The organism is Mycobacterium sp. NGS11 (assembly GCF_059813315.1).
The window spans coordinates 1-18644 of sequence record NZ_JCALEJ010000001.1 but is presented as its reverse complement, the minus strand read 5'-3'; the positions used below and the strand labels follow the sequence as shown (position 1 = coordinate 18644).

Sequence of the window (18644 nt, the reverse complement as noted above, 5' to 3'; positions counted from 1 at the left end):
CACACATCGAGATTCGAGAAGTGGCCCTGCGCGACGGTCTGCAGATCGAGGCGCCAATCCCGTTGTCTGGCAAGCTCGAACTGCTGGCCGCGGTGGCGGCAACCGGCGTTCGCGAGGTGGAGGTCACCGCGTTCGTCTCCCCCACCAAGGTGCCGTCGATGGCCGACGCCGCCGAGCTGGCCGCTCATCTGCATGACTACCCCGACATCGAATTCTCGGCGCTGGTGGCCAGTCCGAATGGCGCCAAGCGGGCCGTCGCCGCGGGATTGCGCTCCATCGAATACGTGGTGGCCGCCGACGACGCCTTCAGCAAGGCCAACGTCGGGCGCACCAGCACCGAGGCCACCCACCAGATCGACCAGATCGTCGCGATCGCGCACGACAGCGGCGTCACCGTCGAGGTCGTCATCGCCACCGCCTGGGACTCACCCTTCGAAGGGCCCACCCCGCCGCAGCGGGTGCTCGAGATCGCCGCGGCCGCCCGCGACCGCGGCGCCGACCGCCTGTCGATCGCCGACACCATCGGCACCACCACCCCGGGTCGAGTGAGTTCGCTTGTCGCACAACTCCGTCCGGTGCTCGGCGACCTTCCGCTGGGCGGGCATTTCCACAACACCCGAGGCTCGGGTCTGGCCAGTGCCTACGCCGCGGTCAACTCCGGGGTGACGCGGCTGGACGCCTCGGTCGGCGGCCTGGGCGGGTGCCCCTTCGCCCCCGGCGCCACCGGCAACATCGCCACCGAAGACCTCGTATACCTGCTGCGCGACAGCGGCTTCGACGTGGACATCGACCTGCAGGCCGCCATCGGCGCGGCCGAGGTGGCGAAGTCGCTGGTGGGACACGACCTGCCGAGCGCCCTGCTGCGTGCCGGTGACCGGATGCGGAACTGATGTCCGCCCCGGAGGCGAATCGCGAGCTGACCGCCAAAGGCCGCCAGACCAGGCAGGCCATCGAGCAGGCCGCCCGGAAGCTGTTCGCCGAACGGGGCTTTCACGGCACCACCCTGGCCGACATCACCTCGGCCGCGGGAAAGTCGCCGGCGGTCTTCTACCGATACTTCACCGACAAGGAAGACCTGCTGGTCGCCCTGGCCGAATCGTTCCTGCACGAGGTGGTGACGCCGTCCGGATTGAGCGTGCACCTGCCGGACTCGCCCGACGACGACGCGTTCTTCACCTCGGTGGTCACCGGCTATTGGAACATGTTCAAGCAGAACATCGGCATCATGATCGCGGTGGCCCAGCTGGCCGCCACCCAACAGCGGTTCGCCGCCGTGCAGAACGAGTTTCGCCGCTTCGGCGTGGACATCGTGGCCGCATCGGTTCGCCGCGCGCAGGAACAGGGTTATGGCGCCGAGCTCAACCCGCAACACACGGCCGCGGCCATCGCGCTGCTGTTCGAGAACTTCACCACCGTCTTCGTCGGGCAGTCGGGTCTCGGCATGGAGATCAGCGACGAAGACGCCATCGCCACGCTATCGACGGTGTGGAAGAAGACTGTCTATGGTGCGTAACGCGAGAATCGCGAGGAGATAACCGTGGATTTCACTTTGCCAGAGCACCTTCCCGGACTGCTTGCCGAGATGGATGAGTTCATCGAGGCCGAGATCAAGCCGCTGGAACGCGAGAATATGCAGTACTTCGATCAGCGTCGCGAGCACGCGCGCACCGACTGGGAGAACGACGGCATCCCGACGCGCGAGTGGGAGGATCTGCTCGCCGAGATGCGCAGGCGAGCCGACAAGGCCGGCTGGCTGCGCTACGGATTGCCGGCGTCACTCGGTGGCCGCGACGGCACCAACGTCGACATGGCCGTCATCCGGGAGCACCTGGCGCACAAGGGCCTTGGCCTGCACAACGACCTGCAGAACGAATCGTCGATCGTCGGGAACTTCCCGCAGGTGATCATGATGGAGCGGTTCGGCACCGAGGAGCAGCGCGAGCAGTGGTCGGAAGCGTTGATCACCGGGGAACGGTCCATGGCGTTCGGCCTGACCGAGCCGCAGCACGGATCGGATGCGACCTGGCTGGAGACGCACGCCGAACGCGACGGCGACAGCTGGGTGATCAACGGCTCCAAGCGGTTCAACACCGGAGTGCACCGCGCGACCCACGACCTGGTCTTCGCACGCACCTCCGGCGAACCTGGAGCCGCGCGGGGCATCACCGCGTTCCTGGTGCCGACCGATTCGCCCGGATTCAACGTCCCCTACTACTGGTGGACCTTCAACATGCCCACCGACCACGGCGAAGTCGAGCTGACCGACGTTCGCATTCCCGCCGACGCGGTGCTCGGCGAGGTGGATCAGGGCCTGGAGGTCGCGCAAACCTTCCTGCACGAGAACCGGATTCGGCAGGCGGCGAGCAGCCTGGGCGCGGCACAGTACTGCATCGACCGCGCCGCGGAATACGCCGCAGGCCGAAAGGTGTTCGGCAAGCCGCTGTCGGTCAATCAGGCCGTGCAGTGGCCGCTGGCCGAGTTGGCGACGGAAGCACAGATGGTGCGGCTGCTGGTGCAGTACGCCGCCTGGCATCTGGACCGCGACCACCACATGGAGGTCTCCGACAAAGTTTCGATGGCGAACTACCGCGCCAACCGGCTGGTCTGCGACGCCGCCGACCGGGCGATGCAGGTCTACGGCGGCCTCGGCTACAGCCGCCACAAGCAGTTCGAACACATTTACCGCCATCACCGTCGCTACCGGATCACCGAGGGAGCGGAGGAGATTCAGATCCGCCGGGTGGCGCAACGCCTGTTCAAATTCGGCAACAAGTGATGGACACCGACTCGGCGGAACTGGGCGCCAAACTGGCCACCGTGCTCACCGGGGCCCTCGGCGCCGACACCGCCGTCGAGAACCTACGCGCGTTGACCGGTGGCGCCAGCCGGACCACCTGGGCCTTCGAGGCCGTCACCGACGCGCAGCGTCGCGCACTGATCCTGCGCACCGGCCCACCCGACGATGTACACGCCGGCATGGAGCTGGAAGCCAGGACGCAGGCCGCCGCGGCTGCCGCCGGGGCGCCGGTCCCCCACGTGCTGATCGCCGACAATTCCCCTGCCGCACTGGGTAACCCGTACTTGATCTGTGACGAGATCAAGGGCGAGACCATCGTGCGGCGCATCCAGCGTCAGCTCGACGCCGCCGGCGGACACCCGGCCCGCGCGCGCCTGCTGCAGCAGTGCGCGCAGGCGGTGGCCGCCATTCACCGCGCCGACACAGGCATTCCGGACCTGACCCACGAAGACCAACTCGACGAATGGCGTCAACGCCTCGACGACATGGGCGACACCACCGCAACATTCGAATGGGGGTTCCGCTGGCTGGCCGCCCACCGTCCAAAACCATTGCCGACGGTGTTGGTACACGGGGACTTTCGGATGGGCAACCTCATCGTCGACGGATCCAACCTGGCCGCGGTGCTGGACTGGGAGCTGGTGCACGTCGGACAGGCGTACGAAGACCTGGCGTGGTTCTGCATCCGCGCCTGGCGATTCGGCGCACCGGCCGGCCTCGGCGCCGGCGGCCTGGGCAGCATCGAAAGCTTCCTGCGAGCCTACGAGCAGGCCAGCGCGACTACGGTCGACCGAGTGGCGTTTCACTGGTGGCTGGTGCTGTCCACCTTGCGCTGGGGTGTCATCTGCCGCTTCCAGGCCGAACGGCACCTGAGCGGGCATAACCGCTCGGTCGAGCTGGCTACCATCGGACGTCGCGTCTGCGAAACGGAGTGGGACCTGCTCAACCTAGTCGAGGCGCGGCCATGATCGGCGCATACGGCCGCCCGCTGGCCGCCGAACTCGTTGCCGCGGTCGCCGAATTCCTCGAAAACGACGTGCGCGGTGCGACCGAAGGGCAGGTCAACTTCCACGCCCGGGTCGCGGCGAACGCGCTGCGCATCGTCGAGCGTGAGCTCCTCGACGACAGCGAGGCGGAGTCCCGCGCGGCGCTGGCCGCCATGGGTTTCGCCGACGAGGAACAGCTGGCCGCCGCGATCCGGGCCGGCGACATGGACGGGCGAGCGGAGCAGGTCACCGCCTGCCTGCGCATCCTGGTGCGACGCCGGCTGGCCGTCGCCCACCCCGGATACGACAACGAATAGCTCGGCGATCAGATAGGAGCCAGACATGCCCGCTTCCAGCACCGAGACGGTCCTCGATGCGGCCAACCGGCTGTTCACGGCGATCGAGCGAAGCGATGTCGCCGCGGTTGACGCGATGTGGAGCGACGACATCGCGGTGTGGCGGGTCGGCTCGCGGCGCGACGACGACAAGACCCGCGCGATGCGGGTCATCGACTGGTTCATCGGCGTGACCACGCAACGTCGCTACGAGATCCTGGACCGGCAGCTCTTCGATGACGGATCCGCCCGCGGCTTCGTCCAGCAGCACATCCTGCACGCCACCGGACATGCCGGGCAGTCGATCTCGCTGCGGGTCTGCATCGTGATCCGGGTGGGCGCGGACGGCCTGATCGAGCGGATCGATGAATACTTCGATCCCGCCGGGATCGCGCCGCTGATGAACTAGCGCTACATTCGCCACGACACATTGGGGGTGACGATGACGACGTTGGAGACACTGCTTCACGATCCCGACATGGCCGCCGTGTGGAAGTTGGCCCCGGATCGCTCGGCCATCACGTTTAAGATCAGGAACATGTGGGGCCTGGTGACCGTCAAAGGCGGCTTCACCGACTTCACCGGCGAGGGCGAACTGAGCGGCCAGGGAGCGGTTTTCGGCCGCGTGGACATCCGGGCGGCTTCGCTCAACACCGGCATCGGCCGTCGCGACAAGCACCTGCGCTCGGCCGACTTCTTCGACGTCGAACGCTTCAAGGAGATCAGCGTCGTCGTCACCGCCGTGCACCCGACGAAAGGCAAGTCCGCCGACCTTCACACCACCTTCACGATCAAGGGCGTCACCGCGGAGATCCCCCTGCCCGTCACGATCTCCGAACTCGACGACGGCTCGATCCGAATCACCGGCGAAACAAAGCTCGATCGGGACCGGTTCGGCCTGGGTTGGAACCGGGCCGGCATGATGAGCTCGACGGCGACTGTCGCGGCGGATGCCATCTTCGTGCGGGTATCGCAATGAACATTTCTGCGGGCACCCCGCTGAACCCGGTATGGCACCAGTAGCATCTGCACCGTGTCCGACTCCACCGTCGCCCTGCGGATCCTCGTCTACAGCAGCAATGTGCAAACCCGCGAACGGGTGATGCGGGCGCTGGGCAAGCAACTACACCCCGATCTGCCCGAGCTGAGCTATGTCGAGGTGGCTACCGGGCCCATGGTGATTGCGACGATGGACAAGGGCGGCATCGACCTGGCCATCCTGGACGGCGAGGCCACCCCGACCGGCGGCATGGGAATCGCGAAGCAGCTCAAAGACGAACTCGAGACCTGCCCACCCGTGGTGGTGCTGACCGGGCGGCCCGACGACGCGTGGCTGGCCTCCTGGTCGCGCGCCGAGGGCGCGGTGCCGCATCCCATCGACCCCATCTTGCTGGGCCGCACGGTATTGAACCTGCTGCGGGCCCCGGTTCGCTGATTTAGTCGACGCCGCGTCTTTGCCGCGGGCGTTCACTTCCGCCCGTTCAAGGCGGCAGTGCTGACATACCGGCCCCAATCGACCAGCCGACCGTCGCCGGTGCGACGTTGCTGACGACGGGCCATCCGCGCTGGCGACGCCGTTGATCTTGACCGCCGCAGCGATCGGCGCAGCGGCGCCTTTGCTGGTGTTGACCCAGCAGCCGGTGCGGCAGCTCGAGTGCGGCGGCGAGGGTTGGTTGCAAGGGCTATCGAGTTTGCGCGGCACAGCGCGACACTGCGCCGCCGATGCTGGAAACGCGTACCCCGGGCAAGCGCGCCGCGGCCCGCGCCGCTATGTTGTAAATCACTGTGACGGGCCTGCGGCCCGGTTCGTCACAGCAGCCCGGTTACCGCCTGGCCGCTGCAGGCGGCTCGTACGACGGATCATGGAGCGAGTTGAACGTCTACATACCCATCCTGGTGCTAGGCGCCGTTGCCACTGCCTTTGCCGTGGGCTCGGTGGCGATCGCGAGCCTGGCCGGCCCGTCACGTTTCAACAAGTCGAAGATGTCGGCGTACGAGTGTGGAATCGAACCCACCGAGACGTCGGTGAGCGGCCCGCATGCGACGGCCGGGCAGCGCTTTCCGGTGAAGTACTACCTCACCGCGATGCTCTTCATCGTCTTCGACATCGAAATCGTGTTCCTGTATCCGTGGGCCGTCAGCTATGACGCGCTGGGCACCTTCGCTCTGGTCGAAATGGTGATTTTCATGCTGACGGTTTTCGTGGCCTACGCCTACGTGTGGCGCCGCGGCGGCCTGACGTGGGATTGAGGTAGGACGTGGGTCTTGAGGAACAGCTGCCCGGCGGGATTCTGCTGTCCACTGTCGAGAAGGTCGCGGGCTACGTCCGCAAGAACTCACTGTGGCCGGCGACATTCGGGTTGGCCTGCTGCGCCATCGAGATGATGGCAACGGCCGGGCCAAGATTCGACCTCGCCCGGTTCGGCATGGAGCGATTCTCGGCAACGCCCCGGCAGGCCGACCTGATGATCGTCGCCGGGCGGGTCAGCCAGAAGATGGCTCCGGTGCTACGTCAGATCTACGACCAGATGGCCGAGCCGAAATGGGTGCTGGCCATGGGCGTGTGCGCATCATCCGGCGGGATGTTCAACAACTACGCGGTGGTGCAGGGCGTCGATCACGTGGTTCCCGTGGACATCTACCTGCCCGGCTGCCCGCCGCGACCCGAAATGCTGCTGTACGCAATCCTGAAGCTGCACGAGAAGATTCAGGAGATGCCGCTGGGCGTCAACCGCGAAACCGCCATCGCCGAAGCCGAGCAGGCGGCGCTGTCGGCCCGGCCCACGATCGAGATGCGCGGACTGCTGCGATGAGCTCACCTGACCAAGACCCCAAAGAAGCACTCAGCCGCACCGACGAAGAAGTCATCGACGTGCGCCGCGGCATGTTCGGCGTCAAGGGCTCCGGTGACACGTCCGGATACGGGCGGCTGGTGCGCGAAGTCCTGCTCCCGGGCAGCAGCCCACGACCGTACGGCGGCTACTTCGACGAGGTGGTCGACACACTGGCCGCCGCGCTGAGCAAGGACAACGTCGAATTCACCGACGCCATCGAAAAAGTGGTGGTGTACCGCGACGAACTGACCCTGCACGTCCGGCGCGAAGCGCTGGAGCAGGTCGCCCACCGGCTGCGCGACGACCCGCGACTGCGCTTCGAGATGTGCCTGGGCGTCAGCGGGGTGCACTACCCGCACGAGACGGGACGCGAACTTCACGCGGTATATCCGTTGCAGTCGATCACGCACAATCGCCGCGTCCGCCTGGAAGTGTCTGCGCCCGACGGTGATCCGCACATTCCCTCGCTGTTCGGGATTTATCCGACCACCGACTGGCACGAGCGGGAGACCTACGACTTCTTCGGCATCATCTTCGACGGGCACCCGTCGCTGACCCGCATCGAGATGCCGGACGACTGGCACGGGCATCCCCAGCGCAAGGACTACCCCCTCGGTGGGATTCCCGTCGAATACAAAGGCGCGCAGATACCCCCGCCCGACGAGCGGAGAGCGTACAACTGATGAGCACTACCACCGAAGCGACGCACGACGGCGCCGGCGAGACCTTCGTGGTCGCCGGCGGCCAGGACTGGGACAAGGTCGTCGAAGCCGCCCGCGCTGTCGATCCCGGCGAACGCATCATCGTCAACATGGGGCCCCAGCATCCCTCCACGCACGGGGTGTTGCGGCTGATCCTGGAGATCGAGGGCGAGACGGTCACCGACGCCCGGTGCGGCATCGGCTATTTGCACACCGGCATCGAAAAGAACCTCGAATACCGCTACTGGACCCAGGGTGTCACGTTCGTGACCCGAATGGATTATCTCGCACCGTTTTTCAACGAGACGGCCTACTGCCTGGGTGTGGAGAAGCTGCTCGGTATCACCGATCAGATTCCGGAGCGGGTCAACGTCATCCGGGTGATGATGATGGAGCTCAACCGGATCTCGTCGCATCTGGTGGCATTGGCCACCGGCGGCATGGAACTGGGCGCCATGACGCCGATGTTCGTCGGATTCCGGGGGCGCGAGATCGTCCTGACCCTGTTCGAATCGATCACCGGCCTGCGAATGAACAGCGCCTACGTCCGCCCCGGGGGTGTGGCGCAGGACTTGCCGCCCAACGCGGAAGCCGAGATCGTCGAAGGTCTCAAGGAACTCAGGCAGGTGCTGCGCGACATGGGCGGTCTGCTCAACGAGAACGCCATCTGGAAGGCCCGCACCCAGGACGTCGGATATCTGGATCTGACCGGTTGCATGGCGTTGGGCATCACCGGCCCCATCCTGCGCGCCACCGGACTGCCCCACGATCTGCGCAAGAGCGAACCGTACTGCGGATACGAAAACTACGAATTCGACGTAATCACCGAAGACACGTGTGATGCTTACGGGCGCTACATGATTCGCGTCAACGAGATGTGGGAGTCGATCAAGATCGTCGAGCAGTGTCTGGACAAGCTGAAGCCCGGCCCGACCATGGTCGAGGACCGCAAGATCGCCTGGCCGGCCGACCTGAAGGTGGGGCCCGACGGCTTGGGCAACTCGCCGGAACACATCGCCAAGATCATGGGCGGCTCCATGGAGGCGTTGATTCACCATTTCAAACTGGTCACCGAGGGCATCAGGGTCCCGGCAGGCCAGGTCTACACGGCGGTCGAATCGCCGCGCGGGGAGCTGGGCGTGCACATGGTCAGCGACGGCGGCACGCGGCCCTACCGAGTGCACTACCGAGACCCCTCGTTCACCAATCTGCAGGCGGTCGCGGCGATGTGCGAAGGCGGAATGGTCGCCGACCTGATCACCGCGGTCGCCAGCATCGACCCGGTGATGGGCGGGGTGGACCGATGACCGGGCCCCAGGGGCAGCCGGTCTTCATCCGGCTCGGCCCACCGCCCGAGGAGCCCAACGCGTTCGTCGTCGAGGGCGCGCCCAAGACGTATCCGCCCGAGGTGCGGGCCCGGCTGGAGGTCGACGCCAAAGAGATCATGGGCCGCTACCCCGACAAGCGTTCGGCGCTGTTGCCGTTGCTGCACCTGGTGCAAGCCCAGGATTCCTATCTCACACCCGCGGGCCTGGATTTCTGCGGTGAGCAGCTGGGGCTCACCGGGGCCGAGGTGTCCGCGGTTGCGAGCTTTTACACCATGTATCGGCGCGGCCCCACCGGCGAATACCTGGTGGGTGTCTGCACAAACACGTTGTGCGCCATCATGGGTGGCGATGCCATCTTCGATGCCCTGAAGGAACATCTGGGCGTCGGCAACGACGAGACCACCGCCGACGGCTCGGTCACGCTGCAGCACATCGAGTGCAACGCCGCCTGCGACTACGCGCCCGTGGTGATGGTGAACTGGGAGTTCTACGACAACCAAACGCCGGAGTCGGCGCGCGAACTCGTCGACTCGCTGCGTTCCGGTGAGCCGAAGTCGCCCACTCGGGGCGCCCCGCTGTGCGTCTTCCGCGAGACATCGCGCATCCTGGCCGGCCTGCCCGACGAACGCCCCGACCAGGGCCAGGGCGGCGCCGGCGCGGCCACCCTGGCCGGCCTGAAGGTCGCCCAGGAACTCGGCATGGAGGCGCCCAGCGCGCCGGAAGGCCAGTAATGACAACGACTTCTGACAATCAGGCGACGCCGCTGACTCCGGTCATCAGCCGGTTCTGGGACGATCCCGAATCCTGGACCCTCGAGACCTACCACCGCCACGGCGGCTACGAGGCGATGAAGAAGGCGCTGGCGATGGAGCCCGACGCGGTGATCGGGATGGTAAAGGACTCCGGGCTGCGCGGGCGCGGCGGCGCGGGATTCTCGACGGGGACGAAGTGGTCGTTCATCCCGCAGGGCGACACCGGCGCGGCCGCCAAACCCCATTACCTGGTGGTCAACGCCGACGAGTCAGAACCCGGTACGTGCAAAGACATTCCGCTGATGCTGGCGACGCCCCACGTCCTCGTCGAGGGCGTCATCATCGCCTCGTACGCGATCCGGGCCAGTCATGCGTTCATCTATGTGCGCGGGGAGGTGCTGCCGGTCCTGCGCCGCCTGCAGAACGCGGTGGCCGAGGCCTACGCCGCCGGCTACCTGGGCCGTGACATCAACGGCTCGGGCTTCGATTTGGAGCTGGTGGTGCACGCGGGTGCCGGCGCCTATATCTGCGGCGAGGAAACCGCGCTGCTGGATTCGCTGGAAGGCCGCCGCGGTCAGCCGCGGCTGCGCCCGCCGTTCCCGGCCGTGGCCGGACTCTACGGCTGCCCGACGGTGATCAACAATGTCGAGACCATTGCGAGCGTGCCGTCGATCATCGGCAACGGCGTGGACTGGTTCCGCTCGATGGGCAGCGAGAAATCCCCGGGCTTCACGCTGTATTCGCTGTCCGGCCATGTCGCCCGGCCCGGTCAGTACGAGGCCCCGCTGGGAATCACGTTGCGGGAGTTACTCGCCTACGCCGGCGGCGTGCGGGCCGGGCATCGGCTCAAGTTCTGGACACCCGGCGGGTCGTCCACCCCGCTGCTGACCGACGAGCACCTCGATGTGCCGCTGGACTACGAGGGTGTCGGCGGCGTCGGCTCGATGCTGGGCACGAAGGCGCTGGAGATCTTCGACGAGACCACCTGCGTGGTGCGTGCCGTGCGGCGCTGGACCTACTTCTACAAGCACGAATCGTGCGGCAAATGCACGCCGTGCCGCGAGGGCACCTTCTGGCTGGACCAGATCTACGAGCGGCTGGAAACCGGCAAGGGTACCGACGAAGACATCCAAAAGCTGTTGGACATCTCCGACACCATCCTGGGGAAGTCGTTCTGCGCCTTGGGCGATGGGGCCGCCAGCCCGGTGATGTCGTCGATCAAGTTCTTCCGCGACGAATACGTCGCGCACGTCGAGGGCGGCGGGTGCCCCTTCGATCCACGAGACTCCATGCTGACGGCGGAGCGCGACGGCGCGAAAGGTTAGGACTCGATGACTAGCGCGGCCAAAACCGAAACCGGCGACGAGGTGCGTCCGCCGGAAATGGTGACGCTGACCATCGACGGCAACGAGATCAGCGTTCCCAAGGGAACTCTGGTGATCCGGGCCGCCGAACTGATGGGCATTCAGATCCCTCGGTTCTGCGACCACCCGCTGCTGGAACCGGTCGGCGCGTGCCGGCAGTGCCTGGTCGAGGTCGAAGGTCAGCGCAAGCCGATGGCGTCGTGCACCACCGTCGCCACCGACGACATGGTGGTACGCACCCAGCTCACCTCCGAGGCCGCGGACAAGGCGCAGCACGGTGTGATGGAGTTGCTGCTCATCAACCACCCGCTGGACTGCCCGATGTGCGACAAGGGCGGCGAGTGCCCCCTGCAGAACCAGGCAATGTCCAACGGCCGCGCCGATTCTCGCTTCACCGACGTCAAGCGCACGTTCGCCAAGCCGATCAACATCTCGTCGCAGGTCCTGCTGGACCGGGAGCGCTGCATCCTGTGCGCGCGCTGCACCCGGTTCTCTGAGCAGATCGCCGGCGACATCTTCATCGACATGCAGGAACGAGGCGCCCTGCAGCAGGTCGGCATCTACGCGAACGAACCCTTCGACTCCTACTTCTCGGGCAACACCGTGCAAATCTGCCCCGTGGGCGCGCTGACCGGATCGTCGTACCGGTTCCGGGCCCGTCCGTTCGACTTGGTCTCCAGCCCAAGCGTCTGCGAGCACTGCGCTTCCGGATGCGCGCAGCGCACCGACCACCGCCGCGGCAAGGTGCTGCGCCGGTTGGCCGGCGACGACCCCGAAGTCAACGAGGAGTGGAACTGCGACAAGGGCCGGTGGGCGTTCACCTACGCGACCCAGGCCGACGTGCTCACCACTCCGCTGATCCGCGACGCCGACGGCTCGCTGCAACCGGCGTCGTGGTCGCACGCGATCGCCGTCGCGACGAAGGGCCTCGAAGCGGCGCGTGGGCGCACGGGCGTCCTGGTCGGCGGCCGGGCGACCTTGGAGGACGCCTACGCCTACTCCAAGTTCACGCGAATCGTGTTGGACAGCAACGACATCGACTTTCGCGCGCGTCCGAGCTCGGCCGAGGAGGCCGACTTCCTGGCCGCCCGGATCGCCGGCCAACCGATTTCCGTCAGCTACGCCGATCTGGAGCGGGCGCCGGTCGTCGTGCTGGCCGGATTCGAGCCCGAAGACGAGTCGCCCATCGTCTTCCTGCGGTTGCGCAAGGCGGCCCGCAAGCACGGGCTGCCGGTCTACGCCATCGCGCCTTTCGCCACCCGCGCGCTGACCAAGATGTCCGGGCGGCTGATCAAAACCGTTCCCGGCGCCGAAGCTTCGGCACTGGACGGGTTGGCCAGCGGCGAGGTGGGCGAGCTGCTCTCCACCGCGGGGGCGGTCATCATGGTCGGCGAACGGCTGGCCACGGCGCCGGGCGCACTGTCGGCCGCGGCCCGGCTCGCCGACACCACCGGCGCCCGCCTGGCCTGGGTGCCGCGTCGCGCAGGCGAGCGGGGCGCCCTGGAAGCCGGTGCGCTGCCGGGGCTGCTGCCCGGTGGCCGGCCGGTCGACGACGACACCGCCCGGGCGCAAATCGCCCAGGCATGGCACGTCTCCGAATTGCCCTCCGGCAGTGGACGTGACGCCGACGCAATCGTCGCCGCCGCCGCCGACGGCACGCTGGGGGCCCTGCTCGTAGGCGGTGTCGAGCCCAACGACTTCGCCGACCCCCAAGCGGTGCTGGCGGCGCTGGACGGCGTCGGCTTCGTGGTCAGCTTGGAGTTGCGGCACAGCGCGGTCACCGAACGCGCGGACGTCGTGTTCCCGGTCGCGTCGACGACGCAGAAGGCCGGCGCATTCGTCAACTGGGAGGGCCGCTTCCGGCCGTTCGAGGCCGCGCTGCGCACCACTCAGGACGCCAGCCAATCCGACCACCAGGTGCTCGACACGCTTGCCGACGAAATGGGCGTGTACCTGGGCATGTCCACCGCCGCCAGCGCCCGCGAAGAACTGGCCGCGCTGCGGGGGTGGGACGGCAAGCGCGCCGCGAGCCCGGACGTCGCGGCCGCCGAGGCGGCCCAGCCCGCGGCGGGCGAGGCGGTGTTGGCGGGGTGGCGAATGCTGTTGGACAACGGCCGTTTACAAGATGGCGAGCCGCATCTGGCGGGAACCGCGCGCGCATCCGTCGCCCGGCTGTCCGCCGATACGGCGGCCGAGATCGGCGCTGCCGAGGGCGACGCCGTCACCGTCAGCACCTCGCACGGATCCATCAGCCTGCCGCTGGTGATCACCGACATGCCCGACCGGGTGGTGTGGCTTCCGGTGAACTCACCCGGTTCGGCGGTGCACCGCCGACTCGGCGTATCGGTCGGTAGCACAGTCAAGATCGGAGTCGGCTCATGACAGCGTTGACCGCGTTCGGGCACGACACCTGGTGGTTGGTGCTCGGTAAGGCGCTGGCGATCTTCGCGTTCCTCATGTTGAACGTGCTGGTGGCGATTCTGCTCGAACGCAAGATCCTCGGCTGGATGCAGCTGCGGCCCGGGCCCAACCGGGTCGGACCGTGGGGTGCGCTGCAGAGCCTGGCCGACGGAATCAAGTTAGCGCTCAAGGAAACCATCACCCCGGGCGGCGTCGACAAGTTCGTCTACTTCGCGGCGCCGGTCATCTCCACGATCCCGGCCTTCACCGCGTTCGCGTTCATCCCGTTCGGTCCGGTCGTGTCGGTGTTCGGGCACCGCACACCGCTGCAGCTGACCGACCTGCCGGTGGCGGTGCTGTTCATCCTGGGGCTGTCGGCGATCGGTGTGTACGGAATCGTGCTGGGCGGCTGGGCTTCCGGGTCCACCTACCCACTGCTGGGCGGGGTGCGCTCCACGGCCCAGGTGATTTCCTACGAAGTGGCGATGGGGCTTTCGTTCGCGGCGGTCTTCCTCTACGCCGGCTCGATGTCGACGTCGCAGATCGTCGCAGCCCAGGACCGGGTCTGGTACGTGTTCCTGCTCTTGCCCTCGTTCGTGATCTACCTGATCTCGATGGTCGGCGAAACCAACCGTGCGCCTTTCGATTTGCCCGAGGCCGAGGGTGAGCTGGTCGCGGGATTCCACACCGAGTACTCGTCGCTGAAGTTCGCGATGTTCATGCTGGCCGAGTACGTCAACATGATGACGGTGTCGTCGCTGGCCACCGTGTTGTTCTTCGGTGGGTGGCACGCGCCGTGGCCGCTGAACATGTGGGCGGGCGCCAACACCGGCTGGTGGCCGGTGCTGTGGTTCACCGCGAAGATGTGGACCTTCCTGTTCATCTACTTCTGGCTGCGGGCCTCGCTGCCCCGGCTGCGCTACGACCAGTTCATGGGGCTGGGCTGGAAGCTGCTGATCCCGGCCTCGCTGGTCTGGGTGCTGATCGCCGCCGTCATTCGCACGCTGCGCAACCAGGGCTTCCAGCACTGGACCCCGGTCCTGGTGGCGAGCAGCGTCGTGTTCGCCACCGCGCTGGTGCTGTTGCTGCGAAAGCCGTTCAGCGCACCGGGCATTCGCGCGCTCGAGAAACAGATGCGCCGCGAGGCGAAGAAGCTGCCGGCCGCGGAACGCCCCACCCCGGTATTCCCGACACCGCCGCTGCCGATGAAGTCCCTGGCGGCGGCGAGCAAGGAGGAAGCACGTGGCTAAATTCTTGGACGCCGTGGCCGGATTCGGCGTGACGTTCGGATCGATGTTCAAAAAGAACGTCACCGAGGAGTATCCGGAGAAGCCCGGCCCCGTCATGCCGCGCTACCACGGCCGTCACCAGCTCAACCGCTACCCGGACGGCCTCGAGAAATGCATCGGGTGCGAATTGTGCGCCTGGGCATGCCCGGCCGACGCCATCTATGTCGAGGGAGCCGATAACACCGAGGAACTCCGGTATTCGCCCGGGGAACGTTACGGCCGGGTCTACCAGATCAACTATCTGCGGTGCATCGGCTGCGGACTGTGCGTCGAGGCGTGCCCCACCCGGGCGCTGACCATGACCAATGACTACGAGATGGCCGACGACAACCGTGCGGACCTCATCTACGAGAAGGACCGGCTCCTGGCGCCACTGCTGCAAGACATGCTCGCGCCGCCGCACCCCAGGACCGCCGGCGCCACCGACAAGGATTACTACCAGGGCAATGTGACCGCGCACGGGTTGCGGGAAACCCAGCAGGCCGGAGAATCCCGGTGACCGGATTGACCGGATTGGCCGACCACGCCGTCGTCGTGGCATCGAATTTCGCGCCGGACACCATCGTCCGCACGTCCACCGGCGAGGCGGTCGCCTTCTGGGTGCTCGGCGTCCTGGCGGTGCTGGGCGCGATCGGGGTGGTCACCGCCGTCAACGCCGTGTACTCGGCGATGTTCCTGGCGATGACCATGATCATCCTGGCGGTCTTCTACATGATTCAGGACGCGCTGTTCTTGGGCGTGGTTCAAGTGGTGGTCTACACCGGCGCCGTGATGATGCTGTTCTTGTTCGTGCTGATGCTCATCGGGGTGGACTCGGCGGAATCGCTCAAGGAGACGCTGCGCGGTCAGCGGATCGCCGCGGTGGCGGCGGGCATGGGGTTCGGCATTCTGCTGATCGCCGCCATCGGCAACCTGAGCACCGGCGGTTTCGCCGGGCTCACCACCGCCAACGCCAACGGCAACGTGGAAGGGCTGGCGGCACTGATCTTTTCGCGCTACCTGTGGGCGTTCGAGCTGACCAGCGCGCTGCTGATCACCGCGGCCGTCGGTGCGATGGTGCTGGCACATCGCGAGCGCTTCGAGCGCCGCAAGACACAGCGCGAGCTCTCCCAGGAACGATTCCGGGCGGGCGGGCACCCCACCCCGATGCCCAACCCAGGTGTGTACGCACGCCACAACGCCGTCGACGTGGCCGCATTGCTGCCGGACGGCTCGTACTCGAAGCTTTCGGTGTCGCCGCTGCTGCGGAGTCGCGGCGCCGACGGCAAGCGGACCCCGTCCACCGAGCCGAGCCCGACTCTCTCCCAAGGCGGTACGTCATGAATCCGGCTAATTACCTGTACCTTTCGGCACTGCTGTTCACCATCGGGGCCTCCGGTGTGTTGTTGCGCCGCAACGCCATCGTCATGTTCATGTGCGTCGAGCTGATGCTCAACGCGGTCAACCTCGCCTTCGTGACGTTCGCGCGGATGCACGGGCATCTGGACGGGCAGATGATCGCGTTCTTCACGATGGTGGTCGCCGCCTGCGAGGTGGTCATCGGCCTGGCGATCATCATGACCATCTTCCGTACCCGCAAATCGGCATCCGTCGACGACGCGAACCTACTCAAAGGCTGACGACGCCAACATGACTCAATACACCTGGTTGCTGGTGGCGCTGCCATTGGCCGGCGCCGCGATCCTGCTGTTCGGCGGGCGACGCACCGACCGGTGGGGGCATTGGCTGGGCTGCGCCACCGCCCTCGCGGCGTTCGGGGTGGGCCTGAGCCTGCTCAGCGAGCTGCTCAGCCGCGCCGCCGACGACCGCCTCATCCACCAGAAGGTGTTCAGCTGGATCCCCGTCGGCCAGCTCCAAGTGGACCTCGGGCTGCAGATCGACCAGCTGTCGGTGTGTTTCGTGCTGCTGATCTCCGGGGTCGGGTCACTGATCCACATCTATTCGGTCGCCTATATGGCTGAAGACGTAGACCGTCGAAGGTTTTTCGGTTACCTCAACCTGTTCCTGGCATCGATGCTGCTGCTGGTCGTCGCCGACAACTACGTGATGCTCTACGTCGGCTGGGAGGGCGTGGGCCTGGCCTCCTACCTGCTGATCGGATTCTGGTACCACAAGCCGACGGCGGCCACCGCGGCCAAGAAGGCGTTCGTGATGAACCGGGTCGGCGACGCCGGGCTGGCCCTCGGAATGTTCTTGATGTTCAGCACTTTCGGCACGCTGTCGTATTCCGGCGTGTTCGCCGGCGCGCCGGCAGCCGATCATGGCGCGCTGACCGCCATGGGTTTGCTGTTGCTGCTGGGCGCGTGCGCCAAATCCGCCCAAGTCCCGCTGCAGGCCTGGCTGGGTGACGCCATGGAGGGTCCCACCCCGGTGTCGGCGCTGATCCACGCCGCCACCATGGTGACCGCCGGTGTGTATCTGATCGTGCGGTCCAACCCGCTGTACAACCTGTCCCCGGACGCGCGACTGGCCGTGGTCATCGTGGGTGCGGTCACGCTGCTGCTCGGAGCTTTCATCGGCTGCGCCAAGGACGACATCAAGCGGGCGCTGGCCGCGTCGACGATGAGCCAGATCGGCTACATGGTGCTGGCGGCCGGCCTGGGCCCGGCCGGCTACGCCTTCGCGATCATGCACCTGCTCACCCACGGTTTCTTCAAGGCCGGTTTGTTCCTCGGCTCCGGCGCGGTGATTCACGCGATGCACGAGGAACAGGACATGCGCCGCTACGGCGGTTTGCGTGCGGCGCTGCCCATTACGTTCGTCACGTTCGGCCTGGGCTATCTCGCGATCATCGGCGTGCCGCCCTTCGCGGGCTACTTCTCCAAAGACGCCATCATCGAGGCGGCGCTGGCCGCCGGTGGCACCCAGGGTTATCTGCTGGGTGGCGCCGCGCTATTGGGCGCCGGCGTCACCGCGTTCTACATGACCCGGGTGATGCTGATGACCTTCTTCGGCAAAAAGCGCTGGGGCCCAGGCGCCCATCCACATGAGGCGCCGGCCCTGATGACGTGGCCGATGATCCTGCTCGCCGTCGGCTCGGTGTTCTCCGGTGGCCTGCTGGCGGTAGGGGGCACCCTGCAGAGCTGGCTCGAACCGGTCGTCGGAAAGCACGAGGAAGTCACCCACGCGTTCCCAGCCTGGGTCAGCTCCGCCCTTGCGCTGGGTGTCGTGGTCATCGGCATCGCGGTGGCCTACCGGCTGTACGCGAAGATACCGATCCCGCGGGTCGCTCCGCTCTCCGTGTCGGCGTTGACGACGGCGGTACGCAGCGACTTCTACGGCGATGCCTTCAACGAGGAGGTCTTCATGCGCCCCGGTGCGCAACTGACTCACGCGCTCGTCGACATCGATAACGCGGGTGTCGACGGCTCGGTCAACGCGCTGGCCGCGCTGGTCAGCTCGACGTCAAATCGGCTGCGGGGGTTGCAAACCGGCTTCGCACGCAACTACGCATTGTCGATGCTGACGGGCGTGGTGCTGGTGGTCGCGCTCATCCTGGCGGTGCGGCTGTGGTGATTCGTGCCGGCGACGATGCGGTGGCAGGCGATGAAAGGGAGCGGCGCTGGTGAATAGCGTTCCATGGCTGAGCGTGCTGTGGCTGGTGCCGCTGGCCGGCTCCGTGCTGATCATCCTGATGCCGCCCGGACTTCGACAGCTCGCCAAGTGGACCGGTCTGGTCTTCGGCATCCTGACCCTGGCGGCGGCCATCGTCGTCACGGTCGGGTTCAAGACCGGTGGCGCGCCTTACCAATTCGTCGAAAAGCATCAGTGGATCCCTGCGTTCGGCGCCGGCTACACCCTGGGTGTCGACGGCATCGCGGTGGTGCTGGTGCTGCTGACTGCGGTGCTGATTCCGGT

General features: G+C 66.7%; 20 protein-coding genes and 1 pseudogene. All 21 read left to right on the top strand.

The features are described from left to right. Window positions 1–5 precede the first annotated feature (5 nt). Window positions 6–890 carry a hydroxymethylglutaryl-CoA lyase gene (locus tag AC5Y4T_RS00105; protein WP_499951950.1) on the top strand — a complete coding sequence of 295 codons (885 nt, stop codon included), beginning with the start codon at window positions 6–8 and terminating at the stop codon, window positions 888–890. Continuing rightward, window positions 890–1513 (top strand): TetR/AcrR family transcriptional regulator, encoded by a 624-nt coding sequence (locus AC5Y4T_RS00100; protein ID WP_499951451.1) that lies wholly within the window; start codon window positions 890–892, stop codon window positions 1511–1513. The genes AC5Y4T_RS00105 and AC5Y4T_RS00100 overlap by 1 nt, the downstream gene beginning before the upstream one ends. Before the next feature lie 24 nt (window positions 1514–1537). Beyond that, window positions 1538–2776 carry an acyl-CoA dehydrogenase family protein gene (locus AC5Y4T_RS00095; protein WP_499951450.1) on the top strand — a complete coding sequence of 413 codons (1239 nt, stop codon included), beginning with the start codon at window positions 1538–1540 and terminating at the stop codon, window positions 2774–2776. Next, window positions 2776–3765 (top strand): phosphotransferase family protein, encoded by a 990-nt coding sequence (locus AC5Y4T_RS00090; protein ID WP_499951948.1) that lies wholly within the window; start codon window positions 2776–2778, stop codon window positions 3763–3765. Before AC5Y4T_RS00095 ends, AC5Y4T_RS00090 begins: the two co-directional genes overlap by 1 nt. Then, entirely contained in the window at window positions 3762–4100 is a 339-nt protein-coding gene (locus AC5Y4T_RS00085; protein ID WP_499951449.1) for a DUF6285 domain-containing protein, read from the top strand. The genes AC5Y4T_RS00090 and AC5Y4T_RS00085 overlap by 4 nt, the downstream gene beginning before the upstream one ends. Window positions 4101–4125: 25 nt before the next feature. Continuing rightward, window positions 4126–4527 (top strand): nuclear transport factor 2 family protein, encoded by a 402-nt coding sequence (locus AC5Y4T_RS00080; protein ID WP_499948733.1) that lies wholly within the window; start codon window positions 4126–4128, stop codon window positions 4525–4527. Between the two features lie 33 nt (window positions 4528–4560). Further along, entirely contained in the window at window positions 4561–5097 is a 537-nt protein-coding gene (locus tag AC5Y4T_RS00075) for a YceI family protein (protein WP_499951448.1), read from the top strand. Between the two features lie 54 nt (window positions 5098–5151). Continuing rightward, the gene (locus AC5Y4T_RS00070; protein ID WP_499919862.1) at window positions 5152–5553 is read left to right on the top strand and encodes an Rv3143 family two-component system response regulator; all 402 of its coding nucleotides are present in this window, start codon (window positions 5152–5154) and stop codon (window positions 5551–5553) included. A gap of 437 nt (window positions 5554–5990) precedes the next feature. Continuing rightward, on the top strand, window positions 5991–6368 hold the full coding sequence (locus tag AC5Y4T_RS00065) for an NADH-quinone oxidoreductase subunit A (protein ID WP_499951946.1): 378 nt from the start codon (window positions 5991–5993) through the stop codon (window positions 6366–6368). Between the two features lie 8 nt (window positions 6369–6376). Continuing rightward, window positions 6377–6931, top strand: a complete 555-nt coding sequence (locus AC5Y4T_RS00060) for a NuoB/complex I 20 kDa subunit family protein (RefSeq protein WP_067126301.1) — start codon at window positions 6377–6379, stop codon at window positions 6929–6931. Next, the gene (locus tag AC5Y4T_RS00055) at window positions 6928–7635 is read left to right on the top strand and encodes an NADH-quinone oxidoreductase subunit C (protein WP_499919861.1); all 708 of its coding nucleotides are present in this window, start codon (window positions 6928–6930) and stop codon (window positions 7633–7635) included. The genes AC5Y4T_RS00060 and AC5Y4T_RS00055 overlap by 4 nt, the downstream gene beginning before the upstream one ends. Beyond that, window positions 7635–8960 (top strand): NADH dehydrogenase (quinone) subunit D, encoded by a 1326-nt coding sequence (gene nuoD / locus AC5Y4T_RS00050; RefSeq protein WP_499919860.1) that lies wholly within the window; start codon window positions 7635–7637, stop codon window positions 8958–8960. Before AC5Y4T_RS00055 ends, nuoD begins: the two co-directional genes overlap by 1 nt. Beyond that, complete coding sequence (nuoE, locus tag AC5Y4T_RS00045; protein WP_499948738.1) at window positions 8957–9712, top strand: NADH-quinone oxidoreductase subunit NuoE; 756 nt, start codon at window positions 8957–8959, stop codon at window positions 9710–9712. The genes nuoD and nuoE overlap by 4 nt, the downstream gene beginning before the upstream one ends. Beyond that, window positions 9712–11058: an NADH-quinone oxidoreductase subunit NuoF gene (gene nuoF, locus AC5Y4T_RS00040; protein WP_499948740.1), complete on the top strand. Its 1347-nt coding sequence runs from the start codon at window positions 9712–9714 to the stop codon at window positions 11056–11058. Before nuoE ends, nuoF begins: the two co-directional genes overlap by 1 nt. 6 nt (window positions 11059–11064) lie before the next feature. Further along, entirely contained in the window at window positions 11065–13479 is a 2415-nt protein-coding gene (locus tag AC5Y4T_RS00035) for an NADH-quinone oxidoreductase subunit G (RefSeq protein WP_499951447.1), read from the top strand. 5 nt (window positions 13480–13484) lie between these two features. Then, a complete protein-coding gene (gene nuoH / locus AC5Y4T_RS00030; protein ID WP_499920196.1) occupies window positions 13485–14747 on the top strand; it encodes an NADH-quinone oxidoreductase subunit NuoH in 1263 nt (420 codons plus the stop codon). After that, window positions 14740–15285, top strand: a complete 546-nt coding sequence (nuoI, locus tag AC5Y4T_RS00025; RefSeq protein ID WP_499948745.1) for an NADH-quinone oxidoreductase subunit NuoI — start codon at window positions 14740–14742, stop codon at window positions 15283–15285. The genes nuoH and nuoI overlap by 8 nt, the downstream gene beginning before the upstream one ends. Window positions 15286–15320: 35 nt before the next feature. Next, window positions 15321–16109: an NADH-quinone oxidoreductase subunit J gene (locus AC5Y4T_RS00020; RefSeq protein WP_499951944.1), complete on the top strand. Its 789-nt coding sequence runs from the start codon at window positions 15321–15323 to the stop codon at window positions 16107–16109. Continuing rightward, window positions 16106–16405, top strand: coding sequence for an NADH-quinone oxidoreductase subunit NuoK (nuoK, locus tag AC5Y4T_RS00015; RefSeq protein WP_007772892.1), 300 nt, complete (start codon window positions 16106–16108; stop codon window positions 16403–16405). The genes AC5Y4T_RS00020 and nuoK overlap by 4 nt, the downstream gene beginning before the upstream one ends. Before the next feature lie 10 nt (window positions 16406–16415). Continuing rightward, a complete protein-coding gene (nuoL, locus tag AC5Y4T_RS00010) occupies window positions 16416–18302 on the top strand; it encodes an NADH-quinone oxidoreductase subunit L (RefSeq protein ID WP_499951446.1) in 1887 nt (628 codons plus the stop codon). 49 nt (window positions 18303–18351) lie between these two features. Next, window positions 18352–18644 (top strand): annotated as a pseudogene (locus tag AC5Y4T_RS00005) (NADH-quinone oxidoreductase subunit M); the annotation flags it as partial.